The sequence below is a fragment of the Agrobacterium sp. D14 genome (genome assembly GCF_001526505.1).
GTDB classification, from domain to species: domain Bacteria; phylum Pseudomonadota; class Alphaproteobacteria; order Rhizobiales; family Rhizobiaceae; genus Agrobacterium; species Agrobacterium leguminum.
The window spans coordinates 47545-66064 of the sequence record NZ_ASXX01000063.1; the positions used below are offsets into that span (position 1 = coordinate 47545).

General features: G+C 58.7%; 20 protein-coding genes, 1 tRNA gene and 1 pseudogene. 4 read left to right on the forward strand and 18 right to left on the reverse strand.

Annotated elements, in window-relative coordinates; all coding sequences use genetic code 11:
* Positions 1–88: 88 nt before the first annotated feature.
* Together L901_RS23135 and galE are read left to right on the forward strand one after the other, a co-directional pair.
* Positions 89–1255, forward strand: a complete 1167-nt coding sequence (locus L901_RS23135) for a pyridoxal phosphate-dependent aminotransferase (RefSeq protein ID WP_035262781.1) — start codon at positions 89–91, stop codon at positions 1253–1255.
* Between the two features lie 327 nt (positions 1256–1582).
* Positions 1583–2614, forward strand: coding sequence for a UDP-glucose 4-epimerase GalE (galE, locus tag L901_RS23140; RefSeq protein WP_035262779.1), 1032 nt, complete (start codon positions 1583–1585; stop codon positions 2612–2614).
* Between the two features lie 12 nt (positions 2615–2626).
* On the opposite strand, the gene L901_RS23145 is transcribed toward galE, so the two are convergent.
* From L901_RS23145 to L901_RS23190, 10 genes are all read right to left on the reverse strand, one after another.
* Positions 2627–3460 (reverse strand): DUF6030 family protein, encoded by an 834-nt coding sequence (locus L901_RS23145; RefSeq protein ID WP_035262775.1) that lies wholly within the window; start codon positions 3458–3460, stop codon positions 2627–2629.
* Between the two features lie 150 nt (positions 3461–3610).
* Positions 3611–3838, reverse strand: a complete 228-nt coding sequence (gene yacG / locus L901_RS23150) for a DNA gyrase inhibitor YacG (RefSeq protein WP_035262773.1) — start codon at positions 3836–3838, stop codon at positions 3611–3613.
* A gap of 3 nt (positions 3839–3841) precedes the next feature.
* Complete coding sequence (locus tag L901_RS23155; protein ID WP_035262770.1) at positions 3842–4465, reverse strand: Maf-like protein; 624 nt, start codon at positions 4463–4465, stop codon at positions 3842–3844.
* A 33-nt stretch (positions 4466–4498) separates the two neighbouring features.
* The gene (gene infA, locus L901_RS23160) at positions 4499–4717 is read right to left on the reverse strand and encodes a translation initiation factor IF-1 (protein ID WP_003503453.1); all 219 of its coding nucleotides are present in this window, start codon (positions 4715–4717) and stop codon (positions 4499–4501) included.
* A gap of 143 nt (positions 4718–4860) precedes the next feature.
* The gene (locus L901_RS23165) at positions 4861–5349 is read right to left on the reverse strand and encodes a low molecular weight phosphatase family protein (protein ID WP_004432476.1); all 489 of its coding nucleotides are present in this window, start codon (positions 5347–5349) and stop codon (positions 4861–4863) included.
* Positions 5350–5351: 2 nt separating this feature from the next.
* Positions 5352–5825: a UPF0262 family protein gene (locus tag L901_RS23170; RefSeq protein ID WP_004432477.1), complete on the reverse strand. Its 474-nt coding sequence runs from the start codon at positions 5823–5825 to the stop codon at positions 5352–5354.
* A gap of 3 nt (positions 5826–5828) precedes the next feature.
* Positions 5829–7127 (reverse strand): histidinol dehydrogenase, encoded by a 1299-nt coding sequence (gene hisD / locus L901_RS23175; protein WP_059760545.1) that lies wholly within the window; start codon positions 7125–7127, stop codon positions 5829–5831.
* A 133-nt stretch (positions 7128–7260) separates the two neighbouring features.
* The gene (locus L901_RS23180; RefSeq protein WP_004432481.1) at positions 7261–7701 is read right to left on the reverse strand and encodes a DUF2948 family protein; all 441 of its coding nucleotides are present in this window, start codon (positions 7699–7701) and stop codon (positions 7261–7263) included.
* 114 nt (positions 7702–7815) lie between these two features.
* Entirely contained in the window at positions 7816–9108 is a 1293-nt protein-coding gene (gene murA / locus L901_RS23185) for a UDP-N-acetylglucosamine 1-carboxyvinyltransferase (RefSeq protein ID WP_004432483.1), read from the reverse strand.
* Between the two features lie 103 nt (positions 9109–9211).
* On the reverse strand, positions 9212–9478 hold the full coding sequence (locus L901_RS23190) for a hypothetical protein (RefSeq protein WP_059760547.1): 267 nt from the start codon (positions 9476–9478) through the stop codon (positions 9212–9214).
* Between the two features lie 155 nt (positions 9479–9633).
* Here L901_RS23190 and L901_RS23195 point away from each other — a divergent pair.
* Positions 9634–9708: transfer RNA gene (locus L901_RS23195), tRNA-Thr, on the forward strand.
* Between the two features lie 288 nt (positions 9709–9996).
* Positions 9997–10845 (forward strand): hypothetical protein, encoded by an 849-nt coding sequence (locus L901_RS23200; RefSeq protein WP_147401564.1) that lies wholly within the window; start codon positions 9997–9999, stop codon positions 10843–10845.
* 201 nt (positions 10846–11046) lie between these two features.
* Here the strand turns inward: L901_RS23200 and L901_RS23205 are convergent, their stop codons facing one another.
* The 8 genes and pseudogenes from L901_RS23205 to L901_RS23240 all read right to left on the reverse strand — a co-directional run bounded on the left by L901_RS23205 (position 11047) and on the right by L901_RS23240 (position 18495).
* A complete protein-coding gene (locus L901_RS23205) occupies positions 11047–11988 on the reverse strand; it encodes a flagellin (RefSeq protein WP_059760551.1) in 942 nt (313 codons plus the stop codon).
* Between the two features lie 240 nt (positions 11989–12228).
* Complete coding sequence (locus L901_RS23210) at positions 12229–13191, reverse strand: flagellin (protein ID WP_059760553.1); 963 nt, start codon at positions 13189–13191, stop codon at positions 12229–12231.
* 408 nt (positions 13192–13599) lie between these two features.
* Complete coding sequence (locus L901_RS23215) at positions 13600–14520, reverse strand: flagellin (RefSeq protein WP_020810649.1); 921 nt, start codon at positions 14518–14520, stop codon at positions 13600–13602.
* A gap of 372 nt (positions 14521–14892) precedes the next feature.
* Positions 14893–15630: a flagellar type III secretion system pore protein FliP gene (gene fliP, locus L901_RS23220; RefSeq protein WP_059760555.1), complete on the reverse strand. Its 738-nt coding sequence runs from the start codon at positions 15628–15630 to the stop codon at positions 14893–14895.
* Complete coding sequence (locus L901_RS23225) at positions 15627–16127, reverse strand: flagellar basal body-associated FliL family protein (RefSeq protein WP_059760557.1); 501 nt, start codon at positions 16125–16127, stop codon at positions 15627–15629. The genes fliP and L901_RS23225 overlap by 4 nt, the downstream gene beginning before the upstream one ends.
* Before the next feature lie 28 nt (positions 16128–16155).
* Positions 16156–16875: a flagellar basal body L-ring protein FlgH gene (gene flgH, locus L901_RS23230; protein ID WP_020810646.1), complete on the reverse strand. Its 720-nt coding sequence runs from the start codon at positions 16873–16875 to the stop codon at positions 16156–16158.
* Positions 16872–17408, reverse strand: coding sequence for a MotE family protein (locus L901_RS23235; protein WP_004432496.1), 537 nt, complete (start codon positions 17406–17408; stop codon positions 16872–16874). The genes flgH and L901_RS23235 overlap by 4 nt, the downstream gene beginning before the upstream one ends.
* Positions 17405–18495 (reverse strand): annotated as a pseudogene (locus L901_RS23240) (flagellar basal body P-ring protein FlgI). Before L901_RS23240 ends, L901_RS23235 begins: the two are co-directional and overlap by 4 nt.
* Positions 18496–18520: the final 25 nt, after the last annotated feature.

Consider the following 18520-nt stretch of genomic DNA (forward strand, 5'->3'; position numbering starts at 1 on the left):
CCATAAAGAAAATCCATGATCGCCTCACGGAATATCATGCACATGGCTGGTTCGATGCGATAAGAAGGCACCAAACGGAGTGTCTTTAATGTCCATTTTGAACAGTCTGAGTGCGCGCTCTCTGGCGGCTCCCGAGAGCGGCATTGTTGAAGTCGTGAATTATGCCCGGGGGCGAGACAATCTCCTGCCGCTCTGGGTCGGCGAAGGCGATCTGCCGAGCCCGGACTTCATCAATCAGGCCGCCATCGATGGGCTGAACAACGGCGAAACCTTCTATACCTGGCAGCGCGGCATTCCCGAATTGCGCCAGGCGCTGAGCCGTTATTATCAACGTCATTTCGCAGCGTCGCTGCCGCCGGAGCATTTTTACGCGACCGGTTCCGGCATGCAGGCCATCGTGCTTGCCGTGCAGGCGCTGACCTCGCCGGGCGACGAAATGGTCTATCTGTCTCCGACATGGCCGAATATCGTGGCTGCCATCGGCGTGGCGGGTGCGAAGGCGGTTCCGGTCGGTATCGATTTCCGCGACGGCCGTTGGGATCTCGATATCAACAGGCTGGAAAGCGCGATCACCGGCAAGACGAAGGCGCTTTTCATCAATACGCCCTCCAACCCGACCGGCTGGACGGCGACGCTCGACAATCTCCGCGACGTTCTGGCTCTCGCCCGCAAACACGATCTGTGGATCGTCGCCGACGAGATTTATGCGCTCTATCATTATTCCGGCAGCCGTGCGCCGTCCTTCCTTGACGTCATGGAGCCGGACGACAAGATCGTCTTCGCCAATTCCTTCTCGAAGAACTGGTCCATGACCGGCTGGCGCGTCGGCTGGCTTGTCGCCCCGCCGGCCATCGGTCAGGTGATCGAGAATCTCATTCAATATTCCACCTCAGGCGTGGCGCAATTCATGCAGCGCGGCGCTGTCGCCGCCCTCGATCACGGCGATGGTTTCGTCCGCGAAAATTACGAACGCGCTCTAACCTCCCGCGACATTCTCTGCGATGCGCTCATCGCGACGAACCGTGTGGAAACCCTGAAGCCCGACGGCGCCCTTTACGCCTTTCTCAAGATTGATGGCGTGACGGACAGCCGGGCGACGGCGCTCGATATCGTCGACAAGACCGGGGTTGGTCTTGCGCCCGGCACGGCCTTTGGCCCGGGAGGGGAATTGTTTCTCCGCGCCTGTTTCCTGCGCAACCCCAGGCAGATAGAAGACGCGGCCGAGCGGCTGGCATCCTATATCCTCGGCAGGTAAGCGTCGGCTTTCCGTTTAGTGGTTTCCCCTGCCGTGCCGGGATCGCGCTGCGGTAGGGAAATCGACAACAAAATCACAGCGAAGACCTAAAACTGCAACCCCACGGCGCAACCATCGACGTGGGGCATTTTCTGTGATATGCGCTCCTTGTTCCATTTATGAGAACATTTTCACTAATAGATAAAAAGCACTTCATTGCGCTAACCAATCGTAAGCCACCTTTTTAATGGGGCGGTGGATTGGCCGCGTATTCGCTGTGCAAGTAATCAATGATGAAGAATTATTGGCTTTGATGAGCTCAAGAAAAGCAAACAGGGAAGTAGTGTCATGGCTGTTCTGGTCACGGGTGGGGCCGGTTATATAGGAAGCCACATGGTGTGGGCTTTGCTCGATGCCGGGGAAGAGGTCGTTGTTGTCGACCGGCTTTCGACGGGGTCGCGCTGGGCAGTCGCGCCGGCGGCGCGTTTTTATCTGGGCGATGCGGCGGACCGCGCCCTGCTGGACCAGATTTTCGAAGAAAACCAGATCGAGACCATTTTCCATTTCGCAGGCTCTGTCAGCGTTCCTGAATCGATCAGCCAGCCGCTCGAATATTACGAAAACAATACGGGCACGACCCGCGCCCTCGTCGCTGCGGCGGTCGCCCATGGCATCCGCAATTTCATCTTCTCCTCGACGGCCGCCGTCTATGGAAACCAGCCCTTTGATGGCCCGGTTCCTGAAACCGCGATCCTCAGCCCGGAAAACCCCTACGGCCTGTCGAAACTCGCCTCTGAAATCATGCTGCGCGATGTCGTGCAGGCGCATGATTTCAACTATGTGGCGCTGCGTTATTTCAACGTCGCCGGAGCCGACCCGCAGGGCCGCGCCGGGCCTTCGCCCACGGGCGTGGCAAACCTCATCAAAGTCGCCTGCGAAGCCGCAACCGGTCGCCGCGACCGGGTGGAAGTTTACGGAACGGACTACCCGACCGCCGATGGCACCGGCGTCCGCGACTATATTCATGTCAGCGACCTGATCGACGCCCATATGCTGGCCATGGCGCATCTGCGCGCCGGCGGCGGCACCCGCACGCTCAATTGCGGTTATGGCGTCGGTTATTCGGTTCTGGACGTCCTGCAGGCCGTGCAGCGGGAATCGGAACGCGATTTCCCGATCATCCATTGTCCGCGCCGCCCTGGCGATATTGCGACCATGGTGGCGGATTCATCGCGTATCCAGTCGGAACTGGGCTGGCGTCCCCGCTTCAACGATCTGGCGACAATCGTTCGCACCGCGCTTCAGTGGGAGGCCAAACGTCAGGCCCAGCAAAGCGACAGGATTCCGCCGGTGCGGCGCAAGCTGGCTGCAATAGGCTGAGCGGCCTACGCCTCACCGGACACGGTCTTTCTTGACGGACGCATAGAGCGCCGGCCGATCCGGTGGAGCGGCTGGGCTAAGCCAGCGATCCCGGTCGAAGAAACTGCGTGTCAGCTTCAACCCCGGCGATTGTTCGTTTGCGAGCAAAATCACGTTCAGGCGATGCGGCGCCGTCGGTTCCGGTTTTATGGAAACCGAAATACCGAAATGTTGTGCCTGATAGGGCTGCATCCGGCGTGCCGGCTCAAGCATGTCCGCCAGATCGGCCCAGCGTGTCTGTCCGATAATCATGGCGAGCGCTTCATCGAGCTTCGTCAGAACGGCCGCGCCGTCCGGTGTCTTGGGCGCAACGGCCTTCATCCGGATGGAGCGAATTTCTCCCGAGGCTTCCCCCCTGATTTCAAGAAAGAGCGATGCCCGCTCGGCCGGGTCCGATGCGTTTCCTGCCGCAAGATCGGCCATGCATTCGAAATTGCGGATGTTGACCGGGCTCGCGTGCCAGCCTCGCGGGTTGGAGAAACCTGCGGCGGTAAAGCGGTCGCAGAGCTCCTTGCCGGAAACAACGAAATCGCGGGCGAAAGATGCTCTGTCGCCCACTTGCTCGAACTTCAGCAGATGCGGCGGCAGAGAGACTTTTTGGACGGCGAGTTTCTGCCGCTTGACGGGCTTCATCTTCGGTGGCGTGGCGGATTGTATGGCGGGCGCCAGATTGAGATAGGCCAGCAGGCTTTTGAGGTGCTTCTTGTCATTGGCCAGCAGCACCGTCGCGCCTATGGCAAGGCAAACGGCCAGCACCGCAAACAGCAGCGCGCCATGGCTCACTCTCTTTTGCAAGCCTGCGTCCATCGCAAGACCTTAAGGGGCTGGCGGAAAAAGGCGTCAGCCGGTTCTGATATGGTTTTTCGGGCTGTCGGCAACCCGGTGAATATGTGGTGTGAGCGGTGGCTCTGAAAATCTTATGCAATTCACCGCCGAGGTTTCCGGCGGTGCACGGTCTCATTCGGCGTTATTTTTAGCGCCGTCCTGTCCGCCGGCGCTGCTCTCATCGTCCGCAACCGGAATGGCGTAGGAGCCGTTCAGCCAGCGGGCGAGATCGAGCGAGCGGCAGCGATCCGAACAGAAAGGATAGTCTTCGCGCGTCGAGGGCCGCCCGCATTCCGGGCATGGCTGGGATTTGCGAAGCGGGGTGACGTTTCCAGCGCCTTCGGTGGGGGACTTTGCCATGGCCTATCCTTCGAGCCAGCCCGAAGTCACCTCAAATCCTTCTCCGGAAAGAAGCGACATGGTTTCATAAAGCGGCAGGCCGACGACATTGGTATAGGAGCCGGTCAGTTTCTGCACGAAGGCGCCGGCAATGCCCTGGATGCCATAGGCTCCCGCCTTGCCGCGCCACTGGCCCGACGCGATATAAGCCTCGATCTCCCGCGTGGAGAGGCGCTTGAAGCGCACCTTGGTCTCCGCCACCTTCTGGCGGATCTTGCCGCCGGGGGTCACAAGGCAGATGCCGGTATAGACCCAATGGCTGCGTCCCGAGAGAAGATGCAGCGCCGCCGAGGCCTCTTCCGTATATTCGGCCTTGCCGACGATGCGGCGACCGACGGCGACCACCGTATCGGACCCCAGAACATAGGCGTCTTTCCACGTCTGTTCGCTTTTCAGCGCCACCTGCGCGGCTTCCGCCTTCTGCAGTGACAGACGACGGCAGAGCGTGCGCGGATGTTCGAGCTTGGCCGGCGTCTCGTCGATATCCATCGGCATCAGACGTGCCGGTTCGATACCGATCTGATGCAGCAGCTCCAGACGCCGCGGCGAGCCGGATGCCAGAACGAGCTTTTGTTTTGAATTGGTCATTGCGCTGCCCGGGCGTCCGATGCGGAAGGTGGATTACTTGAAGCGATAGGTGATGCGGCCCTTGGTGAGGTCGTAAGGCGTCATTTCGACCAGCACCTTGTCGCCGGCCAGAACGCGGATACGGTTCTTGCGCATGCGGCCCGCCGTGTGGGCGATGATTTCGTGGTCGTTCTCAAGCTTCACGCGGAATGTTGCGTTCGGCAGCAATTCGGTTACGATGCCCGGGAATTCAAGGACTTCTTCTTTTGTCATGTAAGGGTTTTCTTCCTGTTGATAGTGCCGGACATATCGAGTCCGGGAAAATTGCGCGGAAACTACACAATCCCGGCACATTTGTGAACCTCTAAAGCATCGGCTTGAAAATCGCGATTGATTTTAACAGGCCGAGGCAATTTTCAGTCTTTTGAAAGCGTATCCGCCACCGGCTGCTGCCGCCTCGGCAGTCGTTCCGAGATCAGCTTTGCCAGATGGTCCCGCACCTCGCGATAGGCGTCGAGAATCTGCTCGCGCGTGCCGGTGATCACCGTTGGGTCCATGGTCGGCCAATAGACCACGTCGAGCGAATTCGAGCGCGTCAGTTCCAGTGCGGCGTGATGGGCTTCCGGCGTCAATGTAATGATCAGATCGAAAAAATCATCCTCGATCTCATCCAGAGTGCGGGGTTTGTGCTTGCCGAGCGAAAAGCCCTGTTCTTCCAGCACCGCATCCACGAATGGATCGCGCTCGCCCGCCCGCACGCCCGCGGACTGGATGTAGATGCCGGGCGCCACCAGCCGTTTGGCGATGACCTCCGCCATGGGGGAACGGATGGAGTTCATGCCGCACATGAAGAGGACCGATTTGGGCGCTCGTCCCTCGTTTGGCGCTGCGGCAGGATCGATCATCTCTAACCCCGCCAATAAAGCACGCAGACAAGGGTAAAGAGGCGGCGCGCCGTGTCGAAATCGATCCTGATCTTGCCCGAAAGCCGGTCCATCAGCGTCTGCGAGCCATCATTGTGAATGCCGCGCCGGCCCATGTCGATGGCCTCGATCTGGCTCGGCGTAGAGGAGCGGATCGCTTCGTAATAGCTTTCGCAGATCAGGAAATAATCCTTGATGATGCGGCGGAACGGCGTCAGCGACAGAATATGGGTCGCGACATCCTTCTCGTCTTCGGTGCGGATTGAAAAAACCAGCTTGGCATCGACCAGCGATATATGCAGCCGATAGGGGCCGCCATCATGGCCGAAAGGTTCGAAGCTGTTTTCTTCGATGAGGTCGAAAATGGCGACGGCGCGTTCATGCTCCACGTCGGGCGTGGACCGGCCGATGCTGTCGTCCAGTACCACGTCGCAAAGCCGGAAATCGCCTGAAGCCATCTTTTAACTTTCCGGATTGAGGCGAATGGAGACGGAACGCGCATGCGCGTCCAGTCCCTCGGACCGGGCAAGGGTGATGGCTGCGGGCGCAAGCTGTCGCAACTGCTCCGGTCCAAGCCGCAGGATCGAGGTGCGCTTGACGAAATCCAGCACCGAAAGCCCGGAGGAGAAGCGCGCCGACCGCGCTGTCGGGAGTACGTGGTTGGAGCCGCCGACATAATCGCCGATCACTTCCGGCGTATGGCGTCCGACGAAGATCGCGCCCGCATTGCGGATATGCGCCATCAGAGCATCCGGGTCGTCGACGGCAAGTTCCAGATGCTCGGCGGCGATGCGGTTGGCGAGCGGAATGGCGTCGGTGAGCTTTTCGACCAGAATGACCGCGCCGAAATCGGCCCAGCTTGCCGCCGCCGTCTCGGAGCGCGACAGGCGCTTCAACTGCCGCTCGACAGCGGCTTCAACGGCCTTGCCGAGTTCGGCATTGTCGGTGATGAGGATGGATTGCGCACCGCGATCATGCTCCGCCTGCGCCAGAAGATCGGCGGCAAGCCAGTCGGGATCATTGTCCCTGTCGGCAATAACCAGCACTTCGGAGGGACCGGCGATCATGTCGATGCCGACGGTGCCGAAGACCTGGCGCTTGGCGGCCGCCACATAGGCATTGCCGGGACCGACGATCTTGGCGACCGGCGCGATGGTTTCGGTGCCATAGGCAAGTGCGGCGACGGCCTGTGCGCCGCCGATGCGATAGATTTCCTCGACGCCCGCAATGCGCGCCGCAGCCAGCACCGCCGGATTGACCGCGCCGCCATTGGCCGGCACGACCATGACGATGCGCTCCACACCGGCGACCCTGGCAGGCACGGCGTTCATCAGCACCGAGCTTGGATAGCTGGCCGTGCCGCCGGGCACATAAAGGCCCACGGCTTCGATGGCGGTCCAGCGCGAGCCGAGACCCACGCCGATATCGTCCTCGTAAATATCATCCTTCGGCATTTGCCGCGCATGGTGTTTTTCGATACGCCGGGCGGCGAGTTCAAGCGCCTCGATGACGCTGCTGTCGACGGCGGCGAAGGCCGCATCGATCTCGTCCGCCGTGACACGCATCGAAACCTTGGTGAAATCGATACCGTCGAATTTCTGGGAATAATGGGCAAGGGCCGCATCGCCGCGATGTCGGACATCGTTAATGATGTCGCGAACGGTTGCGTTGACGTCTTCGGAAACTTCTCTCTTGGTTGTCAGAAAGGCCGCGAATTTCTGTTCGAAATCCGCCGACGCCTGCTCCAGCCAGATTGCCACGCCATTACCCTTTCATTGTCCCCGCGGGCGATCCCGCGAGGTGCACGAACTTACCGCAGAAAAATTGCGGCTCTGGTATGTGGCATAAATCGAAACGGTGACGAAAGGCAACCGTTGCAATGGCGCGGTGTGCTTATTCGCTATCGGGATGGTGCGGTTTGGCAGCGGTTTCCCAGGCGCCGCTCACATCGGTCAATTGCGCCTCGATGCATTCGACATCGAGCGCGATGGCGCCGCCGCCCGAAAGCGTCAATTCCACGGCTCCATCAGGTCCTTCGCCGTTCTGCACGAAGCGGATGGCAAGAAGCGACAGCACCTGTTCCCTGTCGGCGCGGTTGATGCCGTGCGAGCGGACGGCCGAGACGCGTTTCAGAAAAACGACGCTGCGGCAGCGTTCCGGTGGCAGGTTCTTTTTGTCAGTGCTTTCCCAGACGAAACGGTTGGCGGAAAGCGTGAACTGGCCGTGCTTCGGCTCGAAGGCAACATCCTTCAGCTTGAAGACACTGTCCTGCATATGCGTCGAGATGACGGAGAGATCTTCAGTATCCAGCGCGAGCAATTTCAGGCCGCTCATCTTTTTCTTCCTTCTTCTGCGGTGCGGACCGCTATTTCCATGACTTACATTGGAAATAGGCAGTCCGGGCCCACTCTGCAACGGGTAGAAAACGGATGAGCGGCAAAGACAGGATCAATCGCTGACGCGTTCGACCAGTGCACCGCAGCGGGTGAGCTTTTCCTCGAGGCGTTCGAAGCCGCGATCGAGGTGGTAGACGCGCGAAACCATGGTCTCGCCTTCCGCCACGAGGCCGGCAATGACCAACGACACGGAAGCGCGCAGATCGGTCGCCATGACAGGCGCGCCCTTCAGGCGGGAGACGCCCTCGATGCGGGCCATCTGGCCGGAAAGCGAAATCTTCGCACCGAGACGGGCGAGTTCCTGCACATGCATGAAGCGGTTTTCAAAGATGGTTTCGGTGATATGCGAAACACCCTGCGAGCGGGTCATCAGCGCCATGAACTGCGCCTGCAGGTCGGTGGGGAAGCCGGGGAAGGGCTCGGTGACGATATCGACCGGCTGGATGCCGTTGCCGTTGCGCACGACGCGAAGGCCTGTCTCCGTCTCGCTGATCGTGGCGCCTGCAAGCCTCAGCGTGTCGAGCGCGTTGTCGAGCAGCGCTGCGCGCGTGCCTTCCAGCACCACATCACCGCCGGTCATTGCCACTGCCATGGCATAGGTGCCGGTCTCGATACGATCCGGCAGAACGCGGTGGCGCGCGCCGGAAAGCGAGGTGACGCCTTCGATGGTGATGGTGGAGGTGCCGGCGCCTTCGATCTTCGCGCCCATGGCGATCAGGCATTGCGCCAGATCCACCACTTCCGGTTCGCGGGCGGCATTGTGGATGACGGTGGTGCCGCGGGCAAGGCTTGCGGCCATCAGCATCACATGCGTCGCGCCGACGGAAACTTTCGGGAAGGTGTAAACCGCGCCGATCAGGCCGCCCTTGGGCGCTGTGGCGTTGATGTAGCCGCCATCGATCTCCATCGTTGCGCCGAGCGCCTCAAGGCCCTCGATGAACAGGTCGACCGGGCGCGTGCCGATGGCACAGCCGCCGGGCAGGGAAACGCGGGCGCGGCCCTCACGCGCCAGAAGCGGGCCGATGACCCAGAAGCTTGCGCGCATCTTGGACACCAGCTCGTAAGGTGCGGTGGTATCGACAATGGTGCGGCAGGTGAAGTGCACGGTGCGGGAATAGGCTTCGCCCTGGCTTTCGCGGCGGCCGTTGACGGAAATATCGACGCCATGATTGCCGAGAATGCGGATGAGCTGCTCCACGTCCGCCAGATGCGGCACGTTTTCGAGCGTCAGCGTGTCGCTGGTCAGAAGCGATGCGATCATCAACGGCAAGGCGGCGTTTTTGGCGCCGGAGATGGGAATGATGCCGTTTAGCTTGTTGCCACCCGTAATTCTGATGCGATCCATGCGTCCCTACGGGCCTGTGCCCGCCTTTCTTTATCGTGCCTTGCGGAAAGGCGCGTCCTTAGACCAATTTCCGCGGCGTTTCAATTTATGCTTGGTGAATTCTCTATGAGGATGATTCGTCCGTTTTTGCGGCAGGCAGGCCAATCGTCTCGTCCTCTTCGCCGGCACGGCGCGCGCGAACCTGCTGTTTGCGCTTTAAAAGATTTTCACGAAGCTTCTTCGCCGCCCGCGCCTTGCGCTCCGCCTCGCGCTGCCGCGCCTTTTCGCCAGGCCCCGCCTGCGGCTTGCCATCGGCCACCGGGGCGGATGCTTCCGCGGAGGCGCTGGCGGAAACCGCTGCCTTTGCCTGTTTGTCATGATGTTCGTTCATAGATTCAGCAATATCTGAAAAATGTATTTTTCAACAGGGGGCACGCTTTTTTGCCCCGCTTGATGAAGAATATCGTTTTGCGACTTGCGCTCGCCAAAAACCTATGGCAATAGGCCGCCACGCTTGATGCTGAAGCAAACGCTTCGGCACCGGATGCTGCTATAGCTCAGGGGTAGAGCACTCCCTTGGTAAGGGAGAGGCCGAGAGTTCAAATCTCTCTAGCAGCACCATTTTTCTTCAATAAATTCAGTTTTCTACAAATCCCCCGTTTAGTTGTTGCGTGTAAAGCCGCTTAAAGCGGCAGAGCAATTCATGAATCCGCATTAAAATCCGTGTGATTTGTTCTTCGTTCGCCGTCGTAATCATCGTAGCCGCAGTACGTAGAGAAATATTCGACGCATTAGTTACTCCCTCTGATCCGTGCTCTAGCGTTTGCCAATCCTCAACGACTGTCCTGGGGTTGCAGATTGCAATTTCCAATATACTCTGCGCTGGGGTAAATAGATTAGGGTTGGGAAATGCTCTTAGATTTGAGTTTCCAAGGCGGGCTGGCAGACGCTCACAAACTACCTGCCTACGACGGCGCGAAATCGCTGGAAGGCCTGACGCGATCTGTGCTTATCGTCACAAACTTCCTTGTCGAAGGAAAAGTTAGACGACGAGATTTCGGCAACGTTCCTTTGACTTTCAACATCGTGGCGCATCAGCCTGGCAGCTTCCAGACAGTTCTGGAAATTGCATATGCGACAGCGGTAATAGGTGCCCCGTTAGCGTCCGAAATTGCTGGAAGTGTCGCCAGCAATCTTCTCACTGATCTCATCAAGACCGTGTTTAAGCGGGCTACTGGAGAAGAAGAAACAAGTACACCGACGCGCGTTGCCGAATTGGATGAGGACAGGAGTGGAGACATGGCAGCGCTCGTCGACGCCATTGAGCCGGGACTTAGGCAAGGACACACCGTCATTAATCATGGCGTTATGAATATAACTATCAATCAATACGGTGCAACGGGTGCTCCGGTCGCTCGATTAAACCGGCAGACTAAGGAGTACATGTGGGAAAGCGTTATCGATGACCAAATAAGGATCAAGCTTTTCAGTATTGCGAGCTTCAATGCAAACCAAGGCACCGGGCGAGCCTTTGATTTGGAAGAGGGGCGCTCTATTCCATTCGATCTGACACCAGAGGCTGATCGGCAAACAGTAGATACTCTCTTGACTAGTATTTCTCTGTACACAAGGAGGCGAAGGCTCGGTGACAACTTACGTTCAGCGGTTGCCATTAGATATACTTGTATAAGGGCCGCCGATGGGAGGGTGAAGAAAATCCGCATTCTGACTGCGCGAACCGAAATGAGCGAGTTTTGACGGTGAGACAGCGAGCGTCAGTCAGGTCGAAACGGCAATCTCCGGCAGGCTCAGTAAAGTAAATACTTGCCTGTTGTCCTAAGTTCACCGTGTAGCTAGGCAAACATGAAAACCGCGCCCCTTGCGAAGCGCGGTTTCCATATCCGAATATTCTGTTGCTGCCAGAGCGGGACGAAACCGCCCGTAGCCATCGGGCGCCGCTTACTGACGGAATAGCGACAGGATATTTTCGGAACTGGTATTGGCGATGGAAAGCGATTGGATGCCCAGCTGCTGCTGTGTCTGCAATGCCTTGAGGCGGGTCGATTCTTCGTTCATGTCCGCATCCACTAGGCGGCCGATGCCGCTGTCGATGGAGTCGGTGAGCTTGGAGATGAAATCTTCCTGCAGGCCGATGCGCATCTTGATGGAGCCGAGGGCGGAAGATGCGCTGCTGAGCGACTGAAACGCGGTTTCGACATCGGTGAGAAGATTGCCGATCGTGTAGGTCGGCGGCGTTGCGCTATCGAAAAGCTTGAGATCGATGTCCCATACTGAAATGCCCGAGGCTACGCCGGCCTCTCCGATGATGCCTTTCGTGGTGTCGAGCGTCGCGGGCGTGCCGGTCAGGCCAAAAATCACATTGGGTGTTTCTGTCGCGGTCGTCGTATCGATAAGCGTATAGTCGGTTTTCGTCACGTTGACGGAACCGCTGCCGTCACGGACAAAGCCGGAAACGACGGTCTTTGCGCCGGTACCCAGCAACCAGTTTTCACCGCTGAAAGACGCGCCCTGCGCAATCGATTCCAGCTGCTTTTTCAGCTGGTCGATTTCTTCCTGGATCTTCGTCTTGTCGACGCCCTCTTCGGTTGCCGCAACGATTTTCGATTTGATTTCTTTCACGACTTCGACGGCGCTTTCCATTGCGGAATAAGCGACATCGATCTTCGCCGCACCCAGTCCCAGTGCATCCTGAACCGCGGAAAGGGCCATATTGTCCGAACGCATGGTGGTCGCGATCGACCAGTAAGCGGCGTTGTCGGAAGCCGTTTTAACGCGCAGCCCGGAAGAAACTCTGGATTGGGTGTCTTCGAGCTGGCCGCTGATTGCACGCAGTGTCTGAAGCGCCGACATGGCGGCGGTGTTTGTCAGAATACTTGTCATAATTGCCCCTCTGAGCTGGCTAAATGGGAAGGGACATTCCGGGATCGCCGGAAACGACAACGCGGCGTGATGCCTGTTAACCTCTTTTTCGTCTTGGTTAACGAGTCGTTTCGATGGCTTGATTTAGCGGTGATTTGGTTAATGAAGTCTTAATCAAGAAATTCATGAATTTTGCAATCAATTGCACAAACAAAAACCGCGCCTTTCGGCGCGGTTGATTTTTTCGCTTTCGGTCTTCGATTAACGGAAGAGCGACAGGATGCTTTCGGAGTTGCTGTTGGCGATCGAGAGAGCCTGAACGCCGAGCTGCTGCTGGGTCTGCAGGGCCTTGAGGCGGGTGGACTCTTCGTTCATGTCAGCGTCCACGAGGCGGCCGATGCCCTTGTCGATGGAGTCGGACAGCTTGGAAGCGAAGTCTTCCTGCAGGCCGATACGCATGGAGAGCGAGCCGAGCTTGGCTGCGGCGCTGGTCATTGCCTTCAGGGAGTTTTCAACCAGCGTCAGTGCTTCGGCCATGTTGGTGGCGCGGTCTGCGGCTGCATACTGGGTGATGTCCAGTGTGTAGACGGACTGGGCGGCGACGGTCGTGAACGTTCCGGTCGTGCCGAGGATGCCGGTCGTATCGGGGACGCCTGCGGAGTCGACCGAACCGAAAAGAGTATTGCCGGTAGCGGTGTTGTCGAGGGCGTATTTCGTGGTCGTGACGTTAACGGCACCGCCGGTGGAGCGAACGAAGCCAGCGACGACCGACTTGTCCGGGTCCGTACCGGGCGTGGTAGCGCCGAGCGTCGAAGCGCCTACGAGCCAGTTTTCGCCGTAGAAGGATGCGCCCTGTGCGATCGATACGAGCTGGTTCTGCAGCTGATCGATTTCTTCCTGAACCTTGGTGCGGTCGACGCCTTCTTCAGTTGCCGTGACCAGCTTTGCCTTGATTTCCTTAACGACTTCGATTGCCGATTCCATACCGGCAGAAGCGGTGTCTACCTTGGCAGCGCCGAGGCCGAGAGCGTCGGAAACCGAGGAAAGCGCCATGTTGTCGGAGCGCATGGTGGTCGCGATCGACCAGTAGGCAGCATTGTCAGCAGCTTCGCCAACGCGGAGGCCGGAGGAAACGCGTGCCTGGGTGGATTCCATGTTCTGGCCGATGGTGCGCAGAGTCTGGAGCGCAGACATTGCTGCGACATTGGTAATAATGCTCGTCATAGTAGTGTGCCCCTTGAATGGCTGATTAAAGAAGGGACATTCCGGTTTCACCGGGAACGGCGCACAGCATCATGCCTGCTAACTGGCTGATTTTTAACGTTAGCTCGCCGTTTCGATGAGCTTAGGTAACGCCAGTTTGGTTAATGAATTGATAAGCGGGAAAAGAAAATCAGCATTATGAAAATTCAAAATTACAACTCTCGCGCGTGCGCGCGCGTATCCCGAAATATTTAAAAAAAAGATAAGGCCGCATCCTTATTCGGGATGCGGCCTGTCTGGTGCATTCGGTTCGATTCAGCCTATCGAACCTTTATGCTTTCTGCCCGGATATGCATTTGGTCAGCCCCCGAATGCATGTGGGAAGAAAATGGGTCCCCCAGCCCCGAAGGGCTATGAGAAGCTCAGCTCTTAGCGGAAGAGCGACAGGATGTTCTGCGAGTCGCTGTTGGCGATCGACAGAGCCTGAATTGCCAGCTGCTGCTGCGTCTGCAGAGCCTTCAGCTTGGTGGACTCTTCATTCATGTCGGCGTCGACGAGGCGGCCAACACCCTTTTCGATGGAGTCGGACAGCTTGTCGGCGAAGTCGGTCTGCAGGTCGATACGTGCAGACAGCGAGCCGAGCTTGGCGCCGGCGCTGGTCATCTTCGTCAGGGCCGTTTCAACGGAGTAAAGAGCGTTGTCCAGGTCATCGGTGCCGACGTTGAGGTCGAGAACGGAAATCTGGGTGTAGGTCTTGGCGCCGACGGTGGTGGTTGCACCGGTAGCGTTCAGGATACCGGAGTTGGCATCGATCGTGCCCGGCGTCGCTTCGGTGTAGAGCATGGACGATGCATCCAGCGCATAGTCCGTCGTCTTGACGCTGACATTGCCGTTGTCGTCACGGACGAAGCCGGATACGACCGTCTTGGTGGCGTTGGCGGTGGAAACGAGCCAGTTTTCACCGTTGAACGAAGCGCCCGTGCCGATCGACTTCAGCTGATCGAGAAGCTGGGTAACTTCTTCCTGAATCTTGGTCTTGTCGACGCCTTCTTCCTTTGCGGCAACGACCTTGGCCTTGATCTGGGTGACAACATCGATAGCGGCTTCCATACCGGCAGATGCGGTGTCAACCTTGGCAGCGCCCATGCCCAGTGCGTCAGATACTGCACCGAGAGCCTTGTTGTCGGAACGCATGGTGGTCGCGATCGACCAGTAAGCAGCGTTGTCCGAAGCCGAACCAACCTTCAGGCCGGAAGAAATGCGGTCCTGCGTGGTCGACAGGTCGGAAGCGATGGAACGCAGGGTCGAGAGAGCGGCCATTGCGTTGGTGTTGGTGAGAATGCTTGCCATAATAAATGTGTCCCTTGTTTTTACGAGATACTGGAGTGGGGACATACCGGGTTTGGTATTACCGGTCGCAACGTTTCGGCTTCATGCCACTCGGTTCGGAAATGCTTAGTTTCAGAAACCAAACCCGCTGCGTGTAGAAAGAAATTCGCAGCGAAAAATTGCCCAATTATTAATTTGGTGGCCAAGAAATATTGGAAAATACTTATGGTTACTTTTTGATTTAGTTAAATGGTAATTTTTTTATTTAAAAAGATAGTTACCAAGTCGCCAGAAAAACTGGTAACCAAAGCGTAAAAACGCGCAAAACCCGCGTACCTGGGCACGCGGGGTTAAAAAACAGGGTTAACGGGTGTCAATCAGGCACAGAGGCCGTCAGTTGAACGATCTGACGAGACTGCCGACCAGCAGGTTCCAGCCGTCGATCAGCACGAAGAACAGGATCTTGAACGGCAGGGAAATCGAGGTCGGCGGCAGCATCATCATGCCCATCGCCATCGTGATGGTGGCGACGATCAGATCGATGACCAGAAACGGCAGGATGATGAGAAAACCGATCTCGAAACCGCGCCGGATTTCCGACAGCATGAAGGCCGGAACGAGCACGCGGTAATCGACGACATTGTCGGTCATCACTTCCTGGCCGCGCTCGCGGGCGATGTCGACGAAAAGCTTCAGATCCTTGTCACGCGTATTGGCGTTCATGAAAGTGCGGAAGGGCTCGGCGATGCGCTGCACGGCCTGCTGTTCGTTGATCTGGTTCTGCAGAAGCGGCTGCACGCCGTCGGTCCAGGCTTTGTCGAAGGTGGGCGACATGACGTAGAAGGTCATGAACATCGCCATCGACAGCAGGATCATGTTGGAAGGGGTCGAAGCCAGTCCCATGCCGGATCTGAGGATCGAAAAGGCGATCACGAAGCGCGGAAAGCTCGTGACCATGATCAGGATGCCCGGCGCGACCGAGAGAACCGTCAACAGGCCGAAGGTGCGGATGATCCATGCCGCGACGGAGCCGTCTATCTGCGTGTTGAACAGATCGGACGGGAATTGCTGGGCACTGGCAAGACCCGGCAAGGCAAGGAGGACGGCGATGGTTACAAGAAATCGAATCATTCGATGACAAAGGTCCGGAACATGACCTTGGATACGCGCCCTTGAGAGCGCAGGTCAACTCGTTCCTGAATGTCATCCTTAAGATATTGAAAGCCGCGCGGCCCTTCCAGCTGCTGAAGGGAAACGGTGCGGACATAGGCCATGATGTCCTGGTGGATATCTTCCGCCAGACCCACCTCGACCGGCCCCTTGAACATCAGCGCCACTTCCAGCCGCACCCAGTTCGTCGCGGGATAGGCGAGGTTGGTGGTGATGGGATCGAGCTGGACGATGCCGTTCGCCTCGGCCGAGATTTTCTCGATACCCTCTTCCTTTTTCTCGCCGTGTCCGCCGGCGGCAGCCGGGGCATGCGCCTCCGCGCCGGCGATCTTCGGTGCGATCATGCCGCCCACCAGCCAGCCGCCGCCCGCGCCGAGCAGGGTGAGGATCGCAACGCCTGCGATGGTCATGACCAGAGGGGAGGATTTTTTCTTGCCCTCAGCCTGTTCGTTTTCCATGGGTCAGTCCCGTTCCCGTGTGCCGAGGTCAGAGCGGCGAGAACAGGTCGACGACCTGTTGCCCGACCGGGGGCTGCTGCACTTCCGTCAGACGTCCGCGACCGCCATAGGAGATGCGCGCTTCGGCGATGCGCTCGTAGGAGATCATGTTCTGTGCATCGACATCCTGCGGCCTGACGATACCGCCGACATTGAGGATGCGGATTTCGTGGTTGACGCGCACTTCCTGCGAACCGCTGATGATGAGATTGCCGTTTTCCAGAATGCCGGTCACCACGGCGGCCACCAGCAGCGTCAGCTTTTCAGAACGCTTGGTCTTGCCCTTTGCCTGGGTGTCGGTGTCGGAACCGTAATTGATGCTGGAATCGGCCTTCGGGTTCCAGCCGAACACCTGCGCATCCGCCTTCCAGTTCAAACCGCTGGAATTGGTGCGGTTGCGCTCGGTCTCGTTGTCGAAATCGGCCTTGTCGTTGATCTGGATATTGACGGTCAGGATGTCGCCGATGTTGAGGGCGCGCAGATCCTTGAACAGGGCGCCCTGGCTGTCGCTCCACAGCGAATAGCCGCTCGCCATATGTTTCGGCTGCTTCGGATACATGCCCATTTGCGGCGTCTGGCTGAATTGCAGGCCGCTGCCGATCGGGCTCATCGCGGGTGCGTTGCCGATTTCCTTCAGGGTCTGGTTGTTCTGGCAGCCGGCAAGCAAAGCGAGCGGCAGGAGGAGGGCCGGAAGACGACGCGTGCTCATGAAGGATCCTTCGAAGTGTTTTTATCGGTTGCCTGCGACATGATGCCGGCGACGACAGCGGCCTTCTGCGCATCCATCTCGCTGAGGATGAGGCCCGACTGGCGCGGGGGCAGCTGCATGATGATGGCGGCCGCTATTTCCACATGCATCTTTTCGAGCTGGGGTGCGGCGGCATCGGCCTTCATCGTCTTGTAGATATCGACGAGATTGCTTTTCGCCTGATTGAGGAAGTGTTCGCGGCGGGCCAGCCAGTCCTCATATTCCGCCTTGCGGTCTTCCAGCACGGCAATGCGCTCGTTGACGTCGGACTGCAGCTTTTCCAGCTCCTGCTTTTGCAGCAGATAGCGCTGGTCGCGGGCCGCATCGGCGATGTTGGTGCAGAATTTCTGGATTTCATCCTGCGTGCTGAGTTCCGAAACCACGTTCTGCTGGCTTTCGGCGCCAGCAGCGGGAAGCAGGAAAAGCAGCGAGGCGACGGCCGCGAAGCGGACAAGGCCATTCGGGAAAGCGTTGTTCTTCCGAGTTTCCATCATTGCAGCACAAGCTCCGCCTGAAGGGCGCCGGCGGATTTGATGCCTTGCAGAATGGCGATGATGCCGTCCGCCTTGAGCCCGATGCTGTTGAGACCGGCAACCAGCGTGCGAAGGTCAGGCCCTTCGACGATGGCGACCTTGCTGCCTTCCTGCAATGCCATGATATCCGTCTGCGGCTGCACGGCCGTCTGGCCGCGCGAGAAGGGCGCCGGCTGGATGACCTGCGGCGATTCCGTCACCTGCACGGTCAGCGTTCCGTAGCTGACGGCGACGCGGGAAATGCGCACATCCGCGCCGATGACGATCGTGCCGGTGCGCTCGTTGATGACGACCTTGGCCGGCGTATCCGTTTCCACGGTCAGGTTTTCGATTTCCGCCATCAGCCGGGTGAGATCCGCGACGCGGGGCTTCTGCACCGCGATTTCCTGCGAATCGCGCGGCTCGGCGATGGGATCGCCATAACGGGCGCGCGCAAAGGCGTTGACGACATCGGCAACGCGCACCGCCGTTGAAAAATCGGGATTGCGCAGCTGAAGGACCAGATTGACCGAATCCTTGAACTTGGAGGCAGCTCCCGCTCGATGATTGCGCCGTTCGGCACGCGGGCGGAGGTGGTGACGCCCTGCGTCAGCGTCGCGGCATCGCCCTGCGCGGAAAAGCCATTGACGATCAGCGCACCCTGGGCGACTGCGTAAATCTGCCCGTCCGCGCCGGAAAGCGAGGTCATGATAAGCGTGCCGCCGCGCAGCGACGAGGCGTCGCCCAGCGAGCTGACCGTCACGTCGACACGGCTGCCGGGGCTGGCGAAGGGCGGCAGATTGGTCGTCACCATCACGGCGGCGATGTTCTTGGCGTTCGACTGGCCGCCCTGCGTGGTGATGCCGAGATTTTGCAGCATTGCGCGCATGGATTGCTCGGTAAACGGCGAGGAGCGCAGGCTGTCACCCGTGCCCTGCAGGCCGACCACGAGACCGTAACCGATCAGCTGGTTGTCACGCCCCGCCTGCAGCGATGCGATATCCTTGATGCGGGATGTATCCGCGTGGGCTGCCGGAACGGAAAGGAAGGGCTGGGCCGAAAACAGAATGGCCGCGGCCAGGATACGAAGCACT